The sequence below is a fragment of the Vibrio sp. Hal054 genome (assembly GCF_037162405.1).
Classification (GTDB): Bacteria; Pseudomonadota; Gammaproteobacteria; order Enterobacterales; family Vibrionaceae; genus Vibrio; species Vibrio diazotrophicus.
This window is the reverse complement of sequence record NZ_JARLUT010000001.1, coordinates 2,495,578-2,512,405: the sequence shown is the minus strand read 5'-3', so window position 1 is coordinate 2,512,405 and position 16,828 is coordinate 2,495,578. Positions and strand designations below refer to the sequence as shown.

Annotated in this window: 12 protein-coding genes and 1 pseudogene; 7 read left to right on the top strand and 6 right to left on the bottom strand. The window is 45.3% G+C overall.

What is annotated here, in order from left to right:
* Window positions 1-120 precede the first annotated feature (120 nt).
* Both recB and recD read left to right on the top strand, forming a co-directional pair.
* Window positions 121-3,740, top strand: a pseudogene (gene recB / locus P4S58_RS11650) (exodeoxyribonuclease V subunit beta).
* On the top strand, window positions 3,737-5,884 hold the full coding sequence (recD, locus tag P4S58_RS11645; RefSeq protein ID WP_337164047.1) for an exodeoxyribonuclease V subunit alpha: 2,148 nt from the start codon (window positions 3,737-3,739) through the stop codon (window positions 5,882-5,884). Before recB ends, recD begins: the two are co-directional and overlap by 4 nt.
* Before the next feature lie 110 nt (window positions 5,885-5,994).
* On the opposite strand, the gene P4S58_RS11640 is transcribed toward recD, so the two are convergent.
* Window positions 5,995-6,174 (bottom strand): hypothetical protein, encoded by a 180-nt coding sequence (locus P4S58_RS11640; RefSeq protein WP_081878637.1) that lies wholly within the window; start codon window positions 6,172-6,174, stop codon window positions 5,995-5,997.
* Window positions 6,175-6,430: 256 nt separating this feature from the next.
* Window positions 6,431-7,768, bottom strand: a complete 1,338-nt coding sequence (gene argA, locus P4S58_RS11635; protein ID WP_102954371.1) for an amino-acid N-acetyltransferase — start codon at window positions 7,766-7,768, stop codon at window positions 6,431-6,433.
* 189 nt (window positions 7,769-7,957) lie between these two features.
* On the opposite strand from argA, the gene P4S58_RS11630 reads away from it, so the two are divergent.
* The 4 genes from P4S58_RS11630 to csdE all read left to right on the top strand — a co-directional run bounded on the left by P4S58_RS11630 (window position 7,958) and on the right by csdE (window position 10,954).
* Window positions 7,958-8,377 carry a DUF2850 domain-containing protein gene (locus P4S58_RS11630; RefSeq protein WP_171137347.1) on the top strand — a complete coding sequence of 140 codons (420 nt, stop codon included), beginning with the start codon at window positions 7,958-7,960 and terminating at the stop codon, window positions 8,375-8,377.
* A 75-nt stretch (window positions 8,378-8,452) separates the two neighbouring features.
* Window positions 8,453-9,556 (top strand): murein transglycosylase A, encoded by a 1,104-nt coding sequence (gene mltA / locus P4S58_RS11625; RefSeq protein ID WP_042480250.1) that lies wholly within the window; start codon window positions 8,453-8,455, stop codon window positions 9,554-9,556.
* A 142-nt stretch (window positions 9,557-9,698) separates the two neighbouring features.
* Window positions 9,699-10,508, top strand: coding sequence for a tRNA cyclic N6-threonylcarbamoyladenosine(37) synthase TcdA (gene tcdA, locus P4S58_RS11620; protein ID WP_337164045.1), 810 nt, complete (start codon window positions 9,699-9,701; stop codon window positions 10,506-10,508).
* Window positions 10,509-10,525: 17 nt separating this feature from the next.
* Window positions 10,526-10,954, top strand: a complete 429-nt coding sequence (csdE, locus tag P4S58_RS11615; RefSeq protein WP_337164044.1) for a cysteine desulfurase sulfur acceptor subunit CsdE — start codon at window positions 10,526-10,528, stop codon at window positions 10,952-10,954.
* 244 nt (window positions 10,955-11,198) lie between these two features.
* Here csdE and csdA read toward each other — a convergent pair whose 3' ends face one another.
* The 4 genes from csdA to P4S58_RS11595 all read right to left on the bottom strand — a co-directional run bounded on the left by csdA (window position 11,199) and on the right by P4S58_RS11595 (window position 14,793).
* Window positions 11,199-12,410, bottom strand: coding sequence for a cysteine desulfurase CsdA (csdA, locus tag P4S58_RS11610; RefSeq protein ID WP_337164042.1), 1,212 nt, complete (start codon window positions 12,408-12,410; stop codon window positions 11,199-11,201).
* Entirely contained in the window at window positions 12,411-13,010 is a 600-nt protein-coding gene (locus tag P4S58_RS11605; protein ID WP_102940401.1) for a DJ-1 family glyoxalase III, read from the bottom strand.
* Window positions 13,003-13,896, bottom strand: a complete 894-nt coding sequence (gene panE, locus P4S58_RS11600; RefSeq protein ID WP_337164041.1) for a 2-dehydropantoate 2-reductase — start codon at window positions 13,894-13,896, stop codon at window positions 13,003-13,005. The genes P4S58_RS11605 and panE overlap by 8 nt, the downstream gene beginning before the upstream one ends.
* Window positions 13,897-14,010: 114 nt before the next feature.
* Window positions 14,011-14,793, bottom strand: coding sequence for a nucleoside-specific channel-forming Tsx family protein (locus tag P4S58_RS11595; RefSeq protein ID WP_102966120.1), 783 nt, complete (start codon window positions 14,791-14,793; stop codon window positions 14,011-14,013).
* A gap of 611 nt (window positions 14,794-15,404) precedes the next feature.
* On the opposite strand from P4S58_RS11595, the gene P4S58_RS11590 reads away from it, so the two are divergent.
* Window positions 15,405-16,826 (top strand): MDR family MFS transporter, encoded by a 1,422-nt coding sequence (locus tag P4S58_RS11590; RefSeq protein WP_102968966.1) that lies wholly within the window; start codon window positions 15,405-15,407, stop codon window positions 16,824-16,826.
* Window positions 16,827-16,828 lie beyond the last annotated feature (2 nt).

The following is a 16,828-nucleotide window of genomic DNA, read 5'->3' as shown; positions in this document are numbered from 1 at the left end:
GAAGCTACTCGCATAACTATCTGAGCGCTGACGCTTGCATTCACCAACATATAAATTCTTAAACAAGATCACATAAATTTTGCGACACAATTATTGGTTTAACGAAAGGCATAATAACGAATGAATCTTCCTTCCAGTATCGTAGCAACGCCACTAGAGACCATGACGTTTCCACTGCATGGCGCGCGTTTGATAGAAGCTTCGGCGGGTACAGGTAAAACCTTCACCATTGCTGGGCTCTATTTGCGCCTGTTGTTGGGACATGGAAGTGAAGAAAGTCGCCATCAAGTACCTTTAACCGTTGAACAAATCTTAGTGGTGACCTTTACTGAAGCGGCGACCGCTGAACTACGCGACCGTATTCGAGCGCGTATTCATGATGCCCGCTTAGCCTTCTCTCGTGGTCACAGCGATGACCCCGTGATTGAACCTTTACTCAACGATTTTGCGGATCACGCTTACGCAGCCAAGCTTCTGCTGGATGCTGAACGTCAGATGGATGAAGCGGCGGTTTATACCATTCATGGTTTCTGTCAACGAATGCTGACGCAAAATGCTTTTGAATCAGGCAGCCGCTTTAACAATGAATTTGTCACCGATGAAAGTCATCTGAAAGCACAAGTCGTCGCCGACTACTGGCGTCGTCAGTTCTATCTTTTGCCATTAAATTTGGCGGCCGAAGTTCGACGCTTGTGGTCGTCCCCCGCTGCACTGTTAGAAAAAATTGGTGGCTATTTATCGGGTATTCCATTGTCACTGACCACACCTATGATGGACGGCGATCTGGCGGAACTGCATAAAAACAATTTGCTGAAAATTGATGCTATCAAGAAGCAATGGCTTGTTGCGCTTGAGGATATTGAGCCAAGTATTACTGGCTCCGATCTGCATAAGAACTCTCAAAATGCATTATTGAGACGTATCGAAAGTCTCACTCAGTGGGCGAGTTCAGCCACTCATGATTTGCTGGTGCCTGAAGCGTTATCTGAGTTTGCTCAAAGCAAACTGTCAGAGAAATCTAAGAAAAGTAATCCGCCTCAACTTGAGATTTTTAACGTTATTGAACAGTTCTTAGCAGAGCCAATAACGATTGAAGCGCCTTTAGTTGCTCACGCTATTCATCATTGCCGCGCTATGTTGGCGAAAGCCAAAGTGAGTAAACAGTGGCTGTCGTTTGATGATCTGTTGAGTCAACTGTCTGCGTCTATCGACGGCGATGAGCAAGGCTTGCTAGCAGAGCGCATTCGCCATCTTTATCCGGTGGCAATGATCGATGAATTCCAAGATACCGATCCGCTGCAATACAGCATTTTTAGCCGCATTTATCTGAATAATCCTGAGTGTGGCTTGTTTATGATCGGTGACCCTAAACAGGCGATTTATGCCTTCCGCGGCGCTGACATTTTTACCTACATTAAAGCGCGTAATCAGGTCGCTGCCCATTACACCTTGGGAACTAACTGGCGTTCAAGCGCCGATATGGTAGAGGCGGTTAACCAAGTATTTGAGCTGGCTGACAGCCCGTTTATTTATGATGCAGATATTCCTTTCTTACCTGTTAAACCAAACCCGTACGCCGCTAAAAAAGAGTGGCTGTTAAACGGCGAGAAACAACCCGCATTGACTTATTGGTTGCAAGAAACGGAAGGTTCGCCAGTTACCAAAGGGAGTTATTTGGATGTTATGGCGCAGGCTACAGCGAGTCAGATTCAAACTATTTTAACGGCGGCGCAGCAAGGTCAGGCACACTTTAGTAGTGGCAAAGACAAAGTGATTCAAGCGGGTGACATTGCCGTATTGGTTCGCACGGGTAATGAAGGTCGAATGATTAAAGAAGCACTGGCGAAACAAGGTATTGCCAGTGTGTATCTGTCTAACCGTGATAGCGTGTTTACCAGTTCTATTGCTCAAGATATTCAACGTTTACTGCAAGCCGTGCTTACTCCCGAGAATGACAGAGCGCTACGCGCGGCTTTAGCATCGCCATTGTTTGCGCTGAATTCGAAGCAGCTTGATGCACTCAATAACGATGAAAACGAGTGGGAAAAAGCCGTTAACGAGTTTAAGCAGTACCGACAGCTTTGGCTTGAGCGTGGCGTGCTGCCAATGCTTCGATCTGTTTTAAGCCTGCGTCATATTGCAGAGCGTTGGTTGGAAGAGCCAGATGGAGAGCGAAATCTTACCGATTTCATGCACATCAGCGAACTGTTGCAACAAGCCACTCAAGATATCGATAGTGACCACGGCTTGTTACGTTGGTTGGCACAAACGATCACCGATGCAGAGCAAGGCATGGGGGGCAATGACGAAGCGATTCAACGTTTGGAGTCAGAAAGAAATCTGGTGCAGATCGTTACCATCCACAAATCCAAGGGTTTGGAATATGAGTTGGTGTTTTTGCCGTTTGTGGTCAGTTATCGAGAAGCAAGCGAAGGTAAGTTTTACGACACTGCCAGCGGTGAAACCCTGCTGGATATCACCGGTGATAAACAGGCTCTGCAACAGGCAGACAAAGAACGTTTAGCGGAAGATTTGCGTTTAATTTATGTGGCATTAACCCGTTCGGTTTATGGCTGTTTTATCGGTGTTGCCCCTCTGCGTAATGGGCGCTCAACCAAAGAGCCAACGGGTGTTCATCACAGCGCTATCGGCTATCTGTTGCAAAACGGGCAGGAAGGGGGATTGATCTCCTGACTCAGTCCGTTCAATCCCATGCAAAACACTTATCTTCTGTCTTAGTTACTTCGCCTCCAGAAGCGCATGACACAGTGTTTACGCCGTCAGAACAAACACTACCAGCTCTTAAAGCCAAGGAGCTGCAAAGTGAGATTGACCGTTTTTGGCGTATTACCAGTTACTCGGGTTTGGTGAAGCAGGGCAGTCATCAAAAAGAACATGACGCAACAATTGAGATTGCGGGTTTCGATGTGGATTCTGCGGACGAACACGATGACCTGACAGAGACGGAAATAGAACGAACCATTTTCACTTTTCCGCGAGGCGCGCGCCCCGGTACTTTCTTGCACACCGTGTTTGAAGAGGTTGAGTTCACTGAATCTGCAACCAGCGAACACAACACGCAAATCATCAGTCATCTGCTGGAACTAGAACAGTTAGAGATGGAATGGTTACCTGTGATCCAAAAGCTGGTGAACGATGTGTTGGCGACTCCGCTAGATGGTAAAAAGTTACTGCTTAACCAAAAACAGCCTCATCAGAGATTGGTTGAGATGGAATTTTTGTTGCCGATTGAAGTGCTCACCGCACCGGCCTTAAACCGTGTGGTTCAACGCCATGATCCTCTTTCTGCCAAAGCTGGTGATCTGGGGTTCTACACCGTTCAGGGGATGCTGAAAGGCTTTATCGACTTAGTGTTTGAGCATGAAGGCAAATACTATGTTCTGGACTGGAAATCGAATCATTTAGGCAATGAAGTCGAGGCTTACCACGGTGAACGCTTGGCTTCAGCAATGGCAGAACACAGATACGATCTGCAATATCAGTTGTATGCATTAGCGTTGCACCGCTTTTTACAAAGTCGCTTAGCGGACTATGACTACAACAAACACTTCGGTGGTGTTTACTATCTGTTCCTGCGCGGTATGGATGGCAAAGCGCAGCACGGTATTTTCAATGCAAAACCAAGCCAAACAATGTTAGAAGAACTGGATTTATTAATACAAGGTAAAGAGCCGGATGAACGCACAAACTCTGCTGGGCAAATGGAGCTAGGATTATGAGCACACAAGCTTTGGATGCGTTAGCGCGTTTGGCTAAGCAGGGCAGTATTCGCCAGCTTGATTACCAGTTTGCTCGTTTTGTCGCTTCGCTTTTGTCTGGCGACGAGTTGAGTGCAGAGGAAAAAAGTGCCTTTCTTTTATTGGTGGCAGCTGTCAGCGCGGAACTGGGCAAAGGCAATATTTGCCTAGCTCTGTGGGACAGTCACGGCAGCAGCGTTGATCTGTCTGCCAAACTGGGTTTGTATGGCGAAGCGGCTTTAGCGATGAATCCTCTTTGGGTAAATGCGGATTGGAATCGAATTCTGCCAAATTCAAAGTTGGTTGGCTTGCAAGGGGAGGCTGTTCCGCTGGTGTTTGATGGGCAGAGGCTCTATTTGCATCGTTACTGGCATTATGAAGTCACTCTGGCACACAGATTACAGAGCTTTGGGTCACCGATGATCTTAAAGCCTACTGATGTACAAAAGCTGAAAGAGCTGCTCGATGTGTTATTTGAACGCGACTACCGATTTCTTTTTAAAGCCTTGAAAAGCAGTGAGACTTCTCAGGTCAGTCGTCAGCGAATGGTGTGTGATTTCCTTGATGTGGTCGACGATGGTCAACTGGACTGGACTGCAATCGATGCCGTGCTCACCAGCGTTCAGCGAATGGAAGATCTTCAACCGCTGGATACGCTCGTTCCAGCTAGCTGCTGTTTAAACTGGCAGAAAGTGGCAGCAGCAGTAGCTTTGACTCGTCGCTTTGCGGTCATTTCCGGAGGACCGGGAACCGGTAAAACTACAACGGTCACCAAATTGCTCGCGGCTTTAATTCGCCAATCGCAGCAGCAAGGTCATACACCGAATATTAAGTTGGTCGCACCAACAGGTAAGGCGGCAGCACGCTTAACCGAATCTATCGGCAAAGCGGTAGAAAGTTTAGCTGTAGAGCCGGAGTTAAAGTCTGCTATTCCAACCACATCCAGCACCATTCATCGCCTGCTTGGTGCCATTCCGGGCAGCGCTGAATTTCGTCATCACAACAAAAACCTGCTGCACTTAGATGTGCTGGTGGTGGATGAGGCTTCCATGGTGGATCTCTCCATGATGGTAAAACTGGTCGATGCACTGCCTAGCCATGCACGTTTGATTTTACTTGGTGATAAAGACCAGCTTGCTTCCGTTGAAGCGGGGGCTGTGTTGGGGGATATCTGCTCATTTATTGATAACGGATACAGCGCCGCGCAAGGCAAGTTGCTCTCTGAACTGACCGGCTTCCACACCTTGGGCGATTCAGTTTCATCTACCCACTCCAAGACTTCGCACAGCAGCGTTGCAGATAGCTTGTGTATGCTGCAAAAAAGCTACCGTTTTGATGCCCGATCCGGTATTGGACAATTGGCGAAAGCGATAAACAGCGGCAGAGCCGCGAAGGTGGATGAAATCTGGAATCAAGATTTCTCGGATATTAACCACTACCCGTTAAGCAGCGACAACTATAACCAGATGATCAAATCTTTGGTGGATGCTTATTCCGTCTATCTGCATCGCGCAGGTAAACGTACTATTGAACAGCAAGAAGCTGAAAGTAGTGAGCCGGAATCTATGGCGAATAAGGCAAAATCGGTGTTAAAAGCGTTCAGTCAAAGCCGCTTGCTATGTGCTGTGCGAGAAGGCGACTTTGGTGTGGTGGGGCTGAATCATCGTATTGAGCGTGCTTTGGCGGCGCGTAATTTGATCAAGACTCAACAGGAGCTTTGGTATCACGGTCGCCCTGTAATGGTGACACTGAACGATCACGCCCTTGGTTTGTATAACGGTGACATAGGCATATGTATGCGAGATGAAGAGGATGCCGAGCAAAGATTGAAGGTCTATTTCGAGCTTCCTGATGGTAGCGTAAAAGCTGTATTGCCAAGCCGAGTTCCTCAACATGAAACCGCGTTTGCCATGACGATTCATAAATCACAGGGTAGTGAGTTTGAATTCACCGCGATGATTTTACCGCCAGAGTACAGTCCGATAGTGACGCGCGAACTGATCTATACAGGTATTACCCGAGCGAAAGAGCGTCTAGCTTTGTATTGTGATATCGGTGTGCTGAAACGAGGTATTCAGTTTAAGACTGAACGAGCGAGTGGATTGGTTGAACGCTTAAAAGGGTGACTTCACGGTTCTGGTTGAGACAATGAGTCGTTACTAATGTTTAGTTAATAAGTACGTTGGCAGAGATTCTGGCAACCTTCCTTGGCTGCCTAGCGAATCCACAAAAGGTGTTAACAAACAGCTTTTGAAAAAGTGATATTGCGGATCTTATAGCGCGTTTGTGAGCCTAAGATAAAGCTTTTTAGGTAGTCACTGACGGGAAACACGCAATGTACATCTAGACCTTCTAGGAAGTTATGATCTGCCATATCCCAGAAGCTTTGTAGCGAATTACAAATTACGGTTTTCATATAAATTAGTTTGCTCTTCAATAAGTTATTTATCGTTGAAGCAATCCGTGCTCTCCCTAAGTTAAGCCCTTAGGTAGAATTCCAACTCAATGCAATAAGGTGATCTATGTCACGAGTGGCGAGATTTTACACAGCTCTGTGTTGTATGAAAAGTGATTAATTAATGAACATCTAAAATACAAATTAATATACTAATTATTCAATCAATAGCAGATATAAATATTGCATCTGCTATTGATTGATTATGTTTATGTGACTAAAGCTTAAGAATGAGTATTTTTGAGCGACGTTGATAGTTGTAAAGCTGACGTTTTGACATTGGCAGAGCATCGACACCGTATTCGATGAACCCCTGCTCTCTGAACCAGTGCAAGCTGTGGGTGGTTAATACAAATAACTTATTTATATTCATCAATTTAGCTTGTTGTTTCATATGGCGAAGCAGTAATGCACCACGGTCACCATCGCGGTATTCGGTGTGAATAGCCACACACGCCATCTCAGCCATATCCTCTTCTGGATAAGGATAAAGTGCCGCACAGCCAATGATCAGACCATCTTTTTCAATAATGGTGAATTTGTGAACCTCTTGCTCTAATTGCTCACGTGAACGACGCACCAATATGCCTTGTTCTTCCAGTGGGCGAATCAGATCAAAAATACCGCCGATATCATCGATCTGTGCCTGGCGAAGTTGCTCGGTACTCGCTTTTACAATTTGTGTACCGATACCATCAAAAGAAAACAGTTCTTGGATTAACGCTCCATCTTCCTTGTAACTGACCAAATGGCTACGAGGAACGCCAGCTCGGCAAGCGGCTACGGCTGCTTTTAAGAAACGCAGGGTTCCCGACCTCTCCTCACCATTGGAATTATCTTCAGCTTCCATTTTCTCAATCAGGTTATTCACTTCAGCAGGGTATAGTTCTGCAATTGAATTACCTTCGCTGTCCATGATGCCTTGTTCAGAACAGAAGCCGATCAGCTTTTCAGCTTTTAATCTTATCGCAACTTGTGTCGCAACTTCTTCTGAGAGCAAGTTAAAACATTCGCCAGTGACTGAACTCGCAATTGGCCCTAGTAGGACAATCGAACCTTGGTCGAGCATACGGTTAATGCCATCGATATCAATTCGACGAATTTTCCCGCTGTGGCAATAATCGACACCATCATCTATACCTAGTGGTTGAGAGATAACAAAATTTCCGCTGACCACATTGAGTTGTGTTCCGGCCATTGGCGTATTGTTTAGGCTCATTGAAAGGCGTGCGGTTATCGCGTGTTGAAGCTGACCTGCTGCTTGCATAACCAAGCCCAGCGCTTCTTCATCAGTGATTCGAATGCCTTTGTGATAAGGAGTGGTGCGGTTGTTTGTCTCTAAAATCTGATTTATCTGTGGGCGTGCGCCGTGAACAAGCACTACTTTGACACCGAGACTATGTAGCAGAGCCAGATCACTAATAATATTCGCGAAATTTTTATCGGCAATCGCTTCACCGCCCACCATAACAACCATGGTTTTTCCACGGTGAGCATTAACATACGGAGCTGATTGTCTAAAGCCTTTAACAAGAGCGGTACTACGAATTTTCACTGATGGCACTCTTTATGTTTATGGTTGTTTAAATATGTCTGAATAATGACTTTTTATTCACCTGTGAGCAAGTGGTTTTTAGTAGGTTAACGCGACTATTTTTTGTAACGCTGTATTGGCAGTGTTGATTTAAATAAGTTCTAAGTAAGAGATACGATGCCTAAAGCAGCTAAATTAAATCGAGACCAAATGTTTAATAATTCACAACAAGACACTGCCGCGAATGGCAGTGGTGTGAAAAACAGAAAACGGTTGGAACTCTTCCTAATCTTACTCTTGGTTTTGGGAAGTATTGTAGCGGCGATTCTTTACGGAAATGTGATTGACCGAATAAAAAGCACTCTTGCGCCGAAACAAGAGATTTACGGAGTCTGGGTGGAGCAAGATGTGGCTTATTACTCAACTCGTAGGCTGGAAATTGGTCCTGATGGAATTACGATGGAAGGGCGTGTTTATACCACGCGGTATGATTTCGACGGACACTATTTAACCTTCGAGGTTGCGGGGCAGGAATACAAGTTTCAAATGACGAACCCTGAGAACACGGAAATGAAGCAGATAACCAGCGCTCATTACAAACCCATTTTCCGAATGTCAGGAAAAAACTAATTTAACAATTTCGCAATTGCGCTTCGGTAGTTAGTTTGTCATCCTTTCGGTCGAATTCAATATGGGATGCCTTCAGTGAACAAACGCCTTCTTTCTCTTGCCAGCTTAGCGCTTCTGTTTGGTTGTGCTCAACCGACCGACAGAGCGCAACAATACTTAGATGAACCTTTTGCCAGAACACTGAATAAAGTGGATGTGGTGGAATCCAATAAACCGCGCGACTTTACTGAATTTGCCAAGCAAAGTGAGCAAGTGGTTGTTAACTCTCCTTCTATGGCTAAAACCTTTGGCCCTCTCTATGAAAAGCTCAACGAGTGGGTAATAGAAAGTGGCGATACCACTCAGCTCTCTCAGTTTGGTATCCAGTCTGCTCAGTTAGGCGGCGGTGATAGTAAAGGCAATGTCTTGTTCACAGGGTATTTTTCTCCGGTGATAGAGCTGCGTCATACTCCTGATGAAACCTTTAAGTATCCCGTTCACAGCATGCCTAAGTGTGAAATTGAGTGTCCGACACGAGCGCAAATCTATGATGGCGCACTTGATGGACAAGGGCTTGAGCTAGGATATGCGGCAAACCGAATTGATCCTTTTATTATGGAAGTGCAGGGCAGTGGCTTTGTGCACTTTGGTGACGATGACACTTTAGAATACTTCGCTTATGCAGGTAAAAATAACAAGGCTTACATCAGCATTGGCAAAGTGCTGATTGAGCGAGGATTGGTTGAACGTGAAAAGATGTCGCTCAAAGCCATCAATGAGTGGGCGCACTCGAATGATGAAGCAACAGTGAAAGAGCTTCTGGAACAGAACCCTTCTTATGTCTTTTTCCAACCAAGAGCGGCTGCACCTGTAACGGGGACGGCAGGTATTCCTTTATTACCAATGGCTTCGGTAGCGGGCGATCGCACTCTGTTTCCGATGGGAACACCTATTTTGGCGGAAGTGCCTTTGTTGAATGCGGATGGCACTTGGTCTGGCGCTCACCAATTACGTTTGCTGATTGTGTTAGACACAGGTGGCGCGGTAAAACAGAACCATCTCGACCTTTATCATGGTATGGGACCAAGAGCGGGTACTGAAGCGGGGCACTACAAACACTTTGGACGTGTTTGGAAGTTAGGTCTTGAGAACTCGCCACTACAGGCACCTTGGGCATTACCACCTGAAAAATTGGAGTAACTTTTCAGCCTGCTAGTTATCGTCTGCCTGCAACGCCAACAAGTTTGGCGGAGTTTGGATGTGATGGTCTGGACATTTATATTAAGAGTGCGTATAAATCGCACTCTTTCTTTTTGAACCCTCTTTAATTTGGATTGTTGTCATGCGTGAACTCGATACTCCAGCCTCAGATAGCTATAACCAACGATTCGGCGGTACTCGTCGACTGTATGGCAATAGCGAAGTCGATATCCTGCGTGCGGCGCACGTATGTGTTATTGGTATTGGCGGTGTGGGTTCATGGGCTGTTGAAGCGTTGGCAAGAACAGGTATTGGTGAACTGACGCTGATTGATATGGATGATGTTTGTGTGACCAACATTAACCGTCAAATTCATGCTATGTCTGGCACTGTTGGTCAGAGCAAAATTGAAGTGATGGCAGAACGCGTTAAGCTAATTAACCCTGAATGCAAAGTTAATTTGATTGATGATTTCATCACGCCTGACAACCAGCATGAGTATCTGAGCAAAGATTATGACTATGTGCTGGATGCGATTGACAGTGTGAAGGCAAAAGCCTCTTTGCTTGCTTATTGTCGCAGCAATAAGATCAAAGTGATTACGATTGGCGGCGCGGGTGGTCAAACTGACCCTACGCAAATCAAAGTGGCCGATCTGACTAAAACCATTCAAGATCCTCTGGCGAAGAAGGTCAAAGATCGTCTGCGTCAGCACCATAATTTCCCGACCAATCCGGCGCGTAAGTTTGGTATCGACTGTGTTTTCTCAACAGAACATCTCAAGTACCCACAAGCGGATGGTTCAGTCTGTGCGACCAAATCGACCGCAGAAGGTCCTAAACGTATGGATTGTGCGTCTGGTTTTGGTGCTGCTACCGTCGTTACCGCAACATTCGGTTTTGTTGCCGTTGCGCGTATCGTAGAAAAAATCATTCAGAAACACAGTAAGTAATCACTGGAGTATTGTTCATGACTGCTTTTCCAACTTCACCTTTCGGCACAGAAATCACCAGCGAAGATATAGTGCAGACCATGCAACAGTTTAAAGGCTGGGAAGACCGCTACCGTCAAGTGATTCAGTGGGGCAAAAAGCTACCCGTGATGCCAGAAGAACTGAAAAGTGAACAAGTAACGGTTTCTGGTTGTGAAAGCTTAGTCTGGTTGGTTAGCCAGCAAGAAGAGGGTATCTGGCATTTCTGCGCCGATTCCGATGCTCGTATCGTTCGTGGACTGATTGCCCTAGTGATGGCCGCTTTTGAAGGCAAAACGTCTCAACAGATCCAAGATTTTGATGTCGATGGATATTTCGAACAGCTCGGACTCATCACGCATTTGAGCCCTTCCAGAGGGAATGGGTTGAAGGCTATCATCGATAAAGTAAAAGAGATCGCTGTTTAGGTTTCATTTATTGATAGCCACTGTCGTGGCTATGTGACTTTTTCTACAGGCAAAAAAGTCACCAAAAAGCCCGTTTGCCGATATTCCTCTCTTTCATCCAATTTTCACTCTGTTTCGAGCTACCGTGTTGAAGGCCACATCCTGTGTCCGTCAACACTTTGCCAGACGTCCTGTCTGGCAATAGCTGAACATAGTTCCAATTGAATGGAGGAATAAGGCAAAGAAACAGCTAAAAGCGGCGGACTTACAGCATGTCGACAGCTTTTTCGATAGCTGCAATTAAGCGTTCGACATCCTCATCTGTATTGTAGATACCAAACGAAATTCTCACAGTTCCTTTTACACCAAATGCTTCCATCAAAGGATGGGCGCAATGATGTCCTGCGCGAACAGCGATTCCTTGTTGATCAAGCAAAGTCGCTAAGTCCTGATGATGAACACCATCCATAACAATACTTAAGACGCTGGCGTTACTTTGGTAGCCCAATACACGAAAGTCATCAATCGCACTTAACGCCTGATAAGTTTTGTGTTGGAGCTGATGGATATGATCTTCGATGGCATTTCTATCAAAGCTCTCATACCAGTCAATTGCACAGCTTAAAGCAATCGCTCCGGCTACGTTTGGAGTTCCTGCTTCAAATTTGCCAGGTAAGCCTGAGAAAGTGGTGCCAGAGAATGATACTTTCTCGACCATTTTTCCGCCGCCGTGCCAAGGTGGCATCGCTTCTAGCAGATCTAGCTTTCCGTAAAGAACCCCAATACCCGCAGGAGCATAGAGTTTGTGGCCAGAGAATACGTAGAAATCCGCGTCTAATGCAGAGACATCCACTTTTTCATGAACTATGCCTTGCGCGCCATCGACAACGACAACCGCCCCTTTATCGTGAGCCGCTTGAATCACTTCCTCAATCGGTTGACGGCAGCCAGTCACGTTAGTGATATGAGCTAAGGCGACGATTTTGGTGTTAGTGGTCAGCAACTGATGAAACGCCGCTAAATCGAATTCGCCATCTTGCGTCATTGGTACTTTTACAATCGTTGCACCCGTTTGCTGGGCGACGATTTGCCAAGGCACGATGTTCGCGTGATGTTCCATCTCACTAATCAGTATTTCGTCACCAATTTTGAGCGTGTTTCTGGCATAGGTTTGAGCGATGAGATTCAGCGCTTCGGTGGCGCCGCGAGTCCAGATAATACTCTTACTGCTTTTCGCCCCAATAAATTGAGCGACATTATCTCTTGCCGCTTCAAACTGGCTGGTAGCGTGTGCGGTTAAGCTGTGACTACCACGATGCACATTGGCATTCTGCGCGCTGTAGTAATGAGTAATCGCATCAATGACGACTTGAGGTTTCTGAGTGGTTGCTGCGCTATCGAGATACACCAAAGGTTCATTATTGATCTTCTGAGACAGGGCCGGAAATTGCGCACGAATAGCGTTGATATCCAGCATTTATGCCTCACCGTATTTTTCATAGTTCAGCTGTGGCACTGGAACCATTGGCAGTGCAATTTCACGAGCTAACGCTTTACCAGAGAGTAGGGCAATAATTTCAATAGAAAACTCTAAAGCAGAGCCAGGTCCTTGGCTGGTGAGAAGGTTGTTGTTCACATCGTAAGTGACGCGACGGTTGCGCCATAAATCTTCAGGAATATGGTCTTTAAAATTCGGGTGGCCTGTCATTAACGCACCGGGGAAAAGATCATGATGAATTAGAACGACTGCCGGCGCAGCACAGATAGCAGCAACTAAGCGTCCGTCGTATTTTTGTTGCTTGATGATTTCAACCAAAACGGTGCTGTCACGGAAGTTCTCTGAGCCTTGCACGCCGCCCGGTAGAACAACAGCGTCGAACTCTTCATCTGCGATATCAACCAACTTGCAATCGGCTGTTAAGGTCACGCCACGAGACGCCTTCATGGTGAGTTTGCCTTCAAAATCGGCACTCGCAACCACGACCTGATAGCCAGCACGTACCAGAATATCAATGATGGTTACCGCTTCCATTTCCTCCGTACCCGGAGCGATAGGAACAAGTATGCGTTTAGTCATGATGTTTTCCGTATTTTTCTAATAATTGGATTTGCTTGTACAACTCACTATTGGCTGGCACTTCTATGCCATGTTGTTGAGCCTTACGTACAAGGTAGCCTGTAATGAAGTCTATCTCGGTTTGACGACGATAGAAAATATCTTGATGCATTGATGATTTATTAGCTGCAGTGGCGCGAATGACATTGTCGATGGTGGATACCAGCTGTTTCCTGTCGACGGGAATCTTTTCTGCTTGCATCACAGACACTAACTCGTCAATTGCAGCGTCCAGTGTTGGACGAAACTTCTCTTCTGCTAGTGCACCATTCAGGCATTGGTGAATGGCTGTCAGGGGATTGATTGCGCAGTTGATGGCTAATTTATTCCACAGAGCAAACTGTATGTTTGGGTTCCACGATACTGTCGGTAAAGCGTGATTCAACACGTCAACCAGAAAGGTACACTGGCTGCCTTTTAGGTTGAAAGCGCCAAGCTGAGTTTGGCCAATTCCCGTGTGTTTTACATGGTGAGCGTCTACTTTAAGTGCGCCGTGGGTCGTGGTGGCGATGATGACCGGATATTCGGATATCAGCTCTGCGATGTTATCTACAGCCCCCATACCATTATGCATAAATAGCAAAATGGCATCTTTGTTCACATGGGGGAGGAGTGGAGTTATGGCGGTTTCAACCTGCCATGCTTTTACTGTGACCAGTAATAGATCCGCATCGATAAGAGTCTGTGGTTGGTTATAGCTAAATAGAATTTCAGGGGAATCATCCGCTGCCAACATCCATTGCTGGTTTTGTTTAGTGCCCCACAAGGAAACCTTGTGTCCAGCCTGATGCAGCTTGTACGCCCATAGGCTGCCAATTGCACCCGGACCAACAATGACGATATTCATATTTCCCTAAAACCACCGCTAAATAATCTCTGCGGCTAAGGATAATGAGCAGGACTGGGAAAGCAATAAAAAAGGCGCCAATCGGCGCCTTTCGAGCAATTTAGACTTCAAATATTAGAATTTGTAAGTTGCTGAGATGTAGTGACCAAAGCCAGTTGACTTGAAGCCATCAGTATCTTTAATACCGTAGATATCTTTGTAACCTTTAAGACCGTAACCTAGAGCGAAGCGGTCTGAGTGCCAGTAGATACCGTTGAACATTGCACCACCGTTGCTAGCAGAAGAGTATTTGTCTTCCATTGCAAATTGGTAATCAATGTAACCTTGGTAAGAGATGAATGAACCGTTCTCGAAGAAGTAGAAAGGTTTGAACCAGTTCATAGAGAATTGGTAACCGTTCCAGTCTTTCTTGTTAGAGTCGTAAGTACCGTACAGGTTCATACCTACTTTACCTAACCAAGGAACCATAACATCAGAACCTAGGCCAACTTTTTGAGAGTTAACACCAGAGTTACCGCCCCATTCCATAAGAGTTGCTAGGTATAGCTCTTGTACTGGACCGAAAGATAGGTCTTTGCCAGTAAGCGCGTCTAGAGACATACGAGGCGCGAACTTCATAAAGATTTTTTCTTTACCGTTTTTATCGCTACCTGGGTTACTTGCTAGGTTGAAAACGTCAACGTAACCGTAAAGGTCGAAGATTCCTGAGCGGCCGCCAAATTCCATCTCTAGGTAATCATGGCTAGATTTACCAGGAAGCTCATCAAATGCACCCATTAGGTTGAATTGCATCCACTTGTAATCGTTTTTGTGGATGTCGCCATCTGAGTAATCCGCAGCCATAACTGGAGCAGAAGTTGCTGCTAATAGGCCAAGAGTAAGAAGTGATTTACGCATAAGGGTAACTCTCTATGTTTTGTATCAATTCAGGAGCGGCTTGATTACCGCCTGTCCAATTTGGGTGCATGATAGCGATTTAAATCTCAATTGAAAGTGAGAAAAGTTGCAAAAGTAGATAAACATTGTGAGTTAGATCTAATTAATTTAAATAAAAAATGAACTAAATTTATATTTCATTTTATTGCATTTTTAATGTGATTTGTGTCACTTAAGTTTTTCCAATTGTTGTTTTTGAAGCAGATCGATTAACCAACACTTTTTGTTAATAAAGCTTGGGAGATGATGTGTTGCTAAATATTCAGTTGGTTTATGGTTGGTATTAAACTCGTTTTGTAAGCCTTGTTTTATATAAGTTTTGGGGCTTTTGCCTGTCTTCGTGACCGACTTTGTTCAGCTTTTTTTTGTGGTCAATCTAGGCAGGAAATGAAAGGTTTGTTTTGTTCATTTAAAAATAATTTGTGCAAGTTATTTTTATTAAATGTGTTGGTTTAATCTTTTTATACAGTGGCTTATATCAAGTATCGAAGTGGACCTATTGGAGGCTATAAGATTAATAAAACACTATTTCAGTGTATAATGTTGGCTCTGGTTATCAATGAAGGAATACCATGGCGGAGCCGATAGATAAGAAAACCTTTCTTACCATCTTTACCACAGTCTTTTTGCCGATGTTTTTGGCGGCTATCGATCAAACACTGCTAGCAACCGCAACACCCGTCATGGTCAGAGATTTGGGTAATATTCAGCTTTCATCGTGGATTGCAATTGGTTATATGCTTGCGGGTGCGGCTTCCGTACCTGTGTATGGTTGGCTTGGTGATCAGTATGGTCGTAAAAAGATGTTGATGATTGCACTCTGCATTTTCGCTGTTGGCTCTGTAGTTTGTGCGTTAGCAGTGAGTATGCATGGTTTAGTGTTTGGCCGAATTGTTCAGGGGCTAGGGAGTGGCGGCTTAATGAGCCTGTCTCAAGCTTTGATTAGTGAATATGTTCCGCCCAGACAAAGAGCAAAGTTCCAAGGTTATTTTGCCTCTTTGTTTGCTTTATCCAGTATCTGTGGCCCCGTGCTTGGCGGCGTTGTGGTGACCTATTTAACTTGGCATTGGTTGTTTTGGTTTAACTTACCCCTAATTGGATTTGCACTGTATCGTTTAGCAAAACTGGAGCAAGTCAGCCGTAAAGTCGAGAAAAAGCCAATAGATTTCTTTGGATTAATACTATTTCCAAGCATGATGACTGCAATTATTTATTGGTTGTCTGCTGGTGGGCATTACTTTTCGTGGAGTTCCTCAACCAGCATTACGTTGTTGGCCACTTTCGCTGTCTTGCTAGTTGTGTTTGTCGTGCAGCAGAAAAGGGTTTCTCACTCGTTTCTTCCTTTGCGGCTATTAGTGCAAAAAGAAATCTATATTCCACTGACTTCCACCTTCTTATTTGCAGCGTGCTTGTTTTCATTAGTGTTCTTCTTACCAATTTATCTTCAGGTGGGTCTTAACACTTCGGCTGCGACTGCTGGACTACTGTTGATGCCGTTGTCTGCGGGAATGATTAGTGGTTCTTATATTACAGGTAAGGTTATCGCCAAAACGGCTATCCCTAAATGGATGCCGGTGATGGGCATGTCGTTAAGCTGTCTGGCATTTTTCTCATTGGCGATGTTTGATTTCGGGCCTTATGTTGTGAGTTTATTTGGTTGCTTATGTGGATTGGGTTTCGGAACGGTTATGCCGTCGACTCAACTGCAAATTCAGACCATTGCTGGAAAAGAAAATTTAGGCCGAATCACATCAATGGGATCGCTAAGCCGTTCTGTCGGTGCTTCTGTAGGGACAGCGGTGTTTGGTACATTAATTTACTCACTGATTCCGAATTTCAGTGCAGAAGGCTCACTCAGTGAGTTACTCAATACACCGCAGCCTGTGATTTCTAATGCTTTCCAGACGGGTTTTTTGCTCGCAGGGACTCTTGCTCTTATCTGCGCGGTGAATGCCGCAAGAGCACCGCGCATTCATTTGGATGACTACGAATAACT

Coding starts and splice junctions, on each gene's coding strand:
- panE (WP_337164041.1), bottom strand. CDS start 13,896: ATGAATATCGTCATTGTTGGTCCGGGTGCAATTGGCAGCCTATGGGCG.
- P4S58_RS11590 (WP_102968966.1), top strand. CDS start 15,405: ATGGCGGAGCCGATAGATAAGAAAACCTTTCTTACCATCTTTACCACA.
- P4S58_RS11640 (WP_081878637.1), bottom strand. CDS start 6,174: ATGAAAACCGTAATTTGTAATTCGCTACAAAGCTTCTGGGATATGGCA.
- csdE (WP_337164044.1), top strand. CDS start 10,526: ATGACTGCTTTTCCAACTTCACCTTTCGGCACAGAAATCACCAGCGAA.
- csdA (WP_337164042.1), bottom strand. CDS start 12,410: ATGCTGGATATCAACGCTATTCGTGCGCAATTTCCGGCCCTGTCTCAG.
- tcdA (WP_337164045.1), top strand. CDS start 9,699: ATGCGTGAACTCGATACTCCAGCCTCAGATAGCTATAACCAACGATTC.
- recD (WP_337164047.1), top strand. CDS start 3,737: ATGAGCACACAAGCTTTGGATGCGTTAGCGCGTTTGGCTAAGCAGGGC.
- P4S58_RS11595 (WP_102966120.1), bottom strand. CDS start 14,793: ATGCGTAAATCACTTCTTACTCTTGGCCTATTAGCAGCAACTTCTGCT.
- P4S58_RS11605 (WP_102940401.1), bottom strand. CDS start 13,010: ATGACTAAACGCATACTTGTTCCTATCGCTCCGGGTACGGAGGAAATG.
- P4S58_RS11630 (WP_171137347.1), top strand. CDS start 7,958: ATGTTTAATAATTCACAACAAGACACTGCCGCGAATGGCAGTGGTGTG.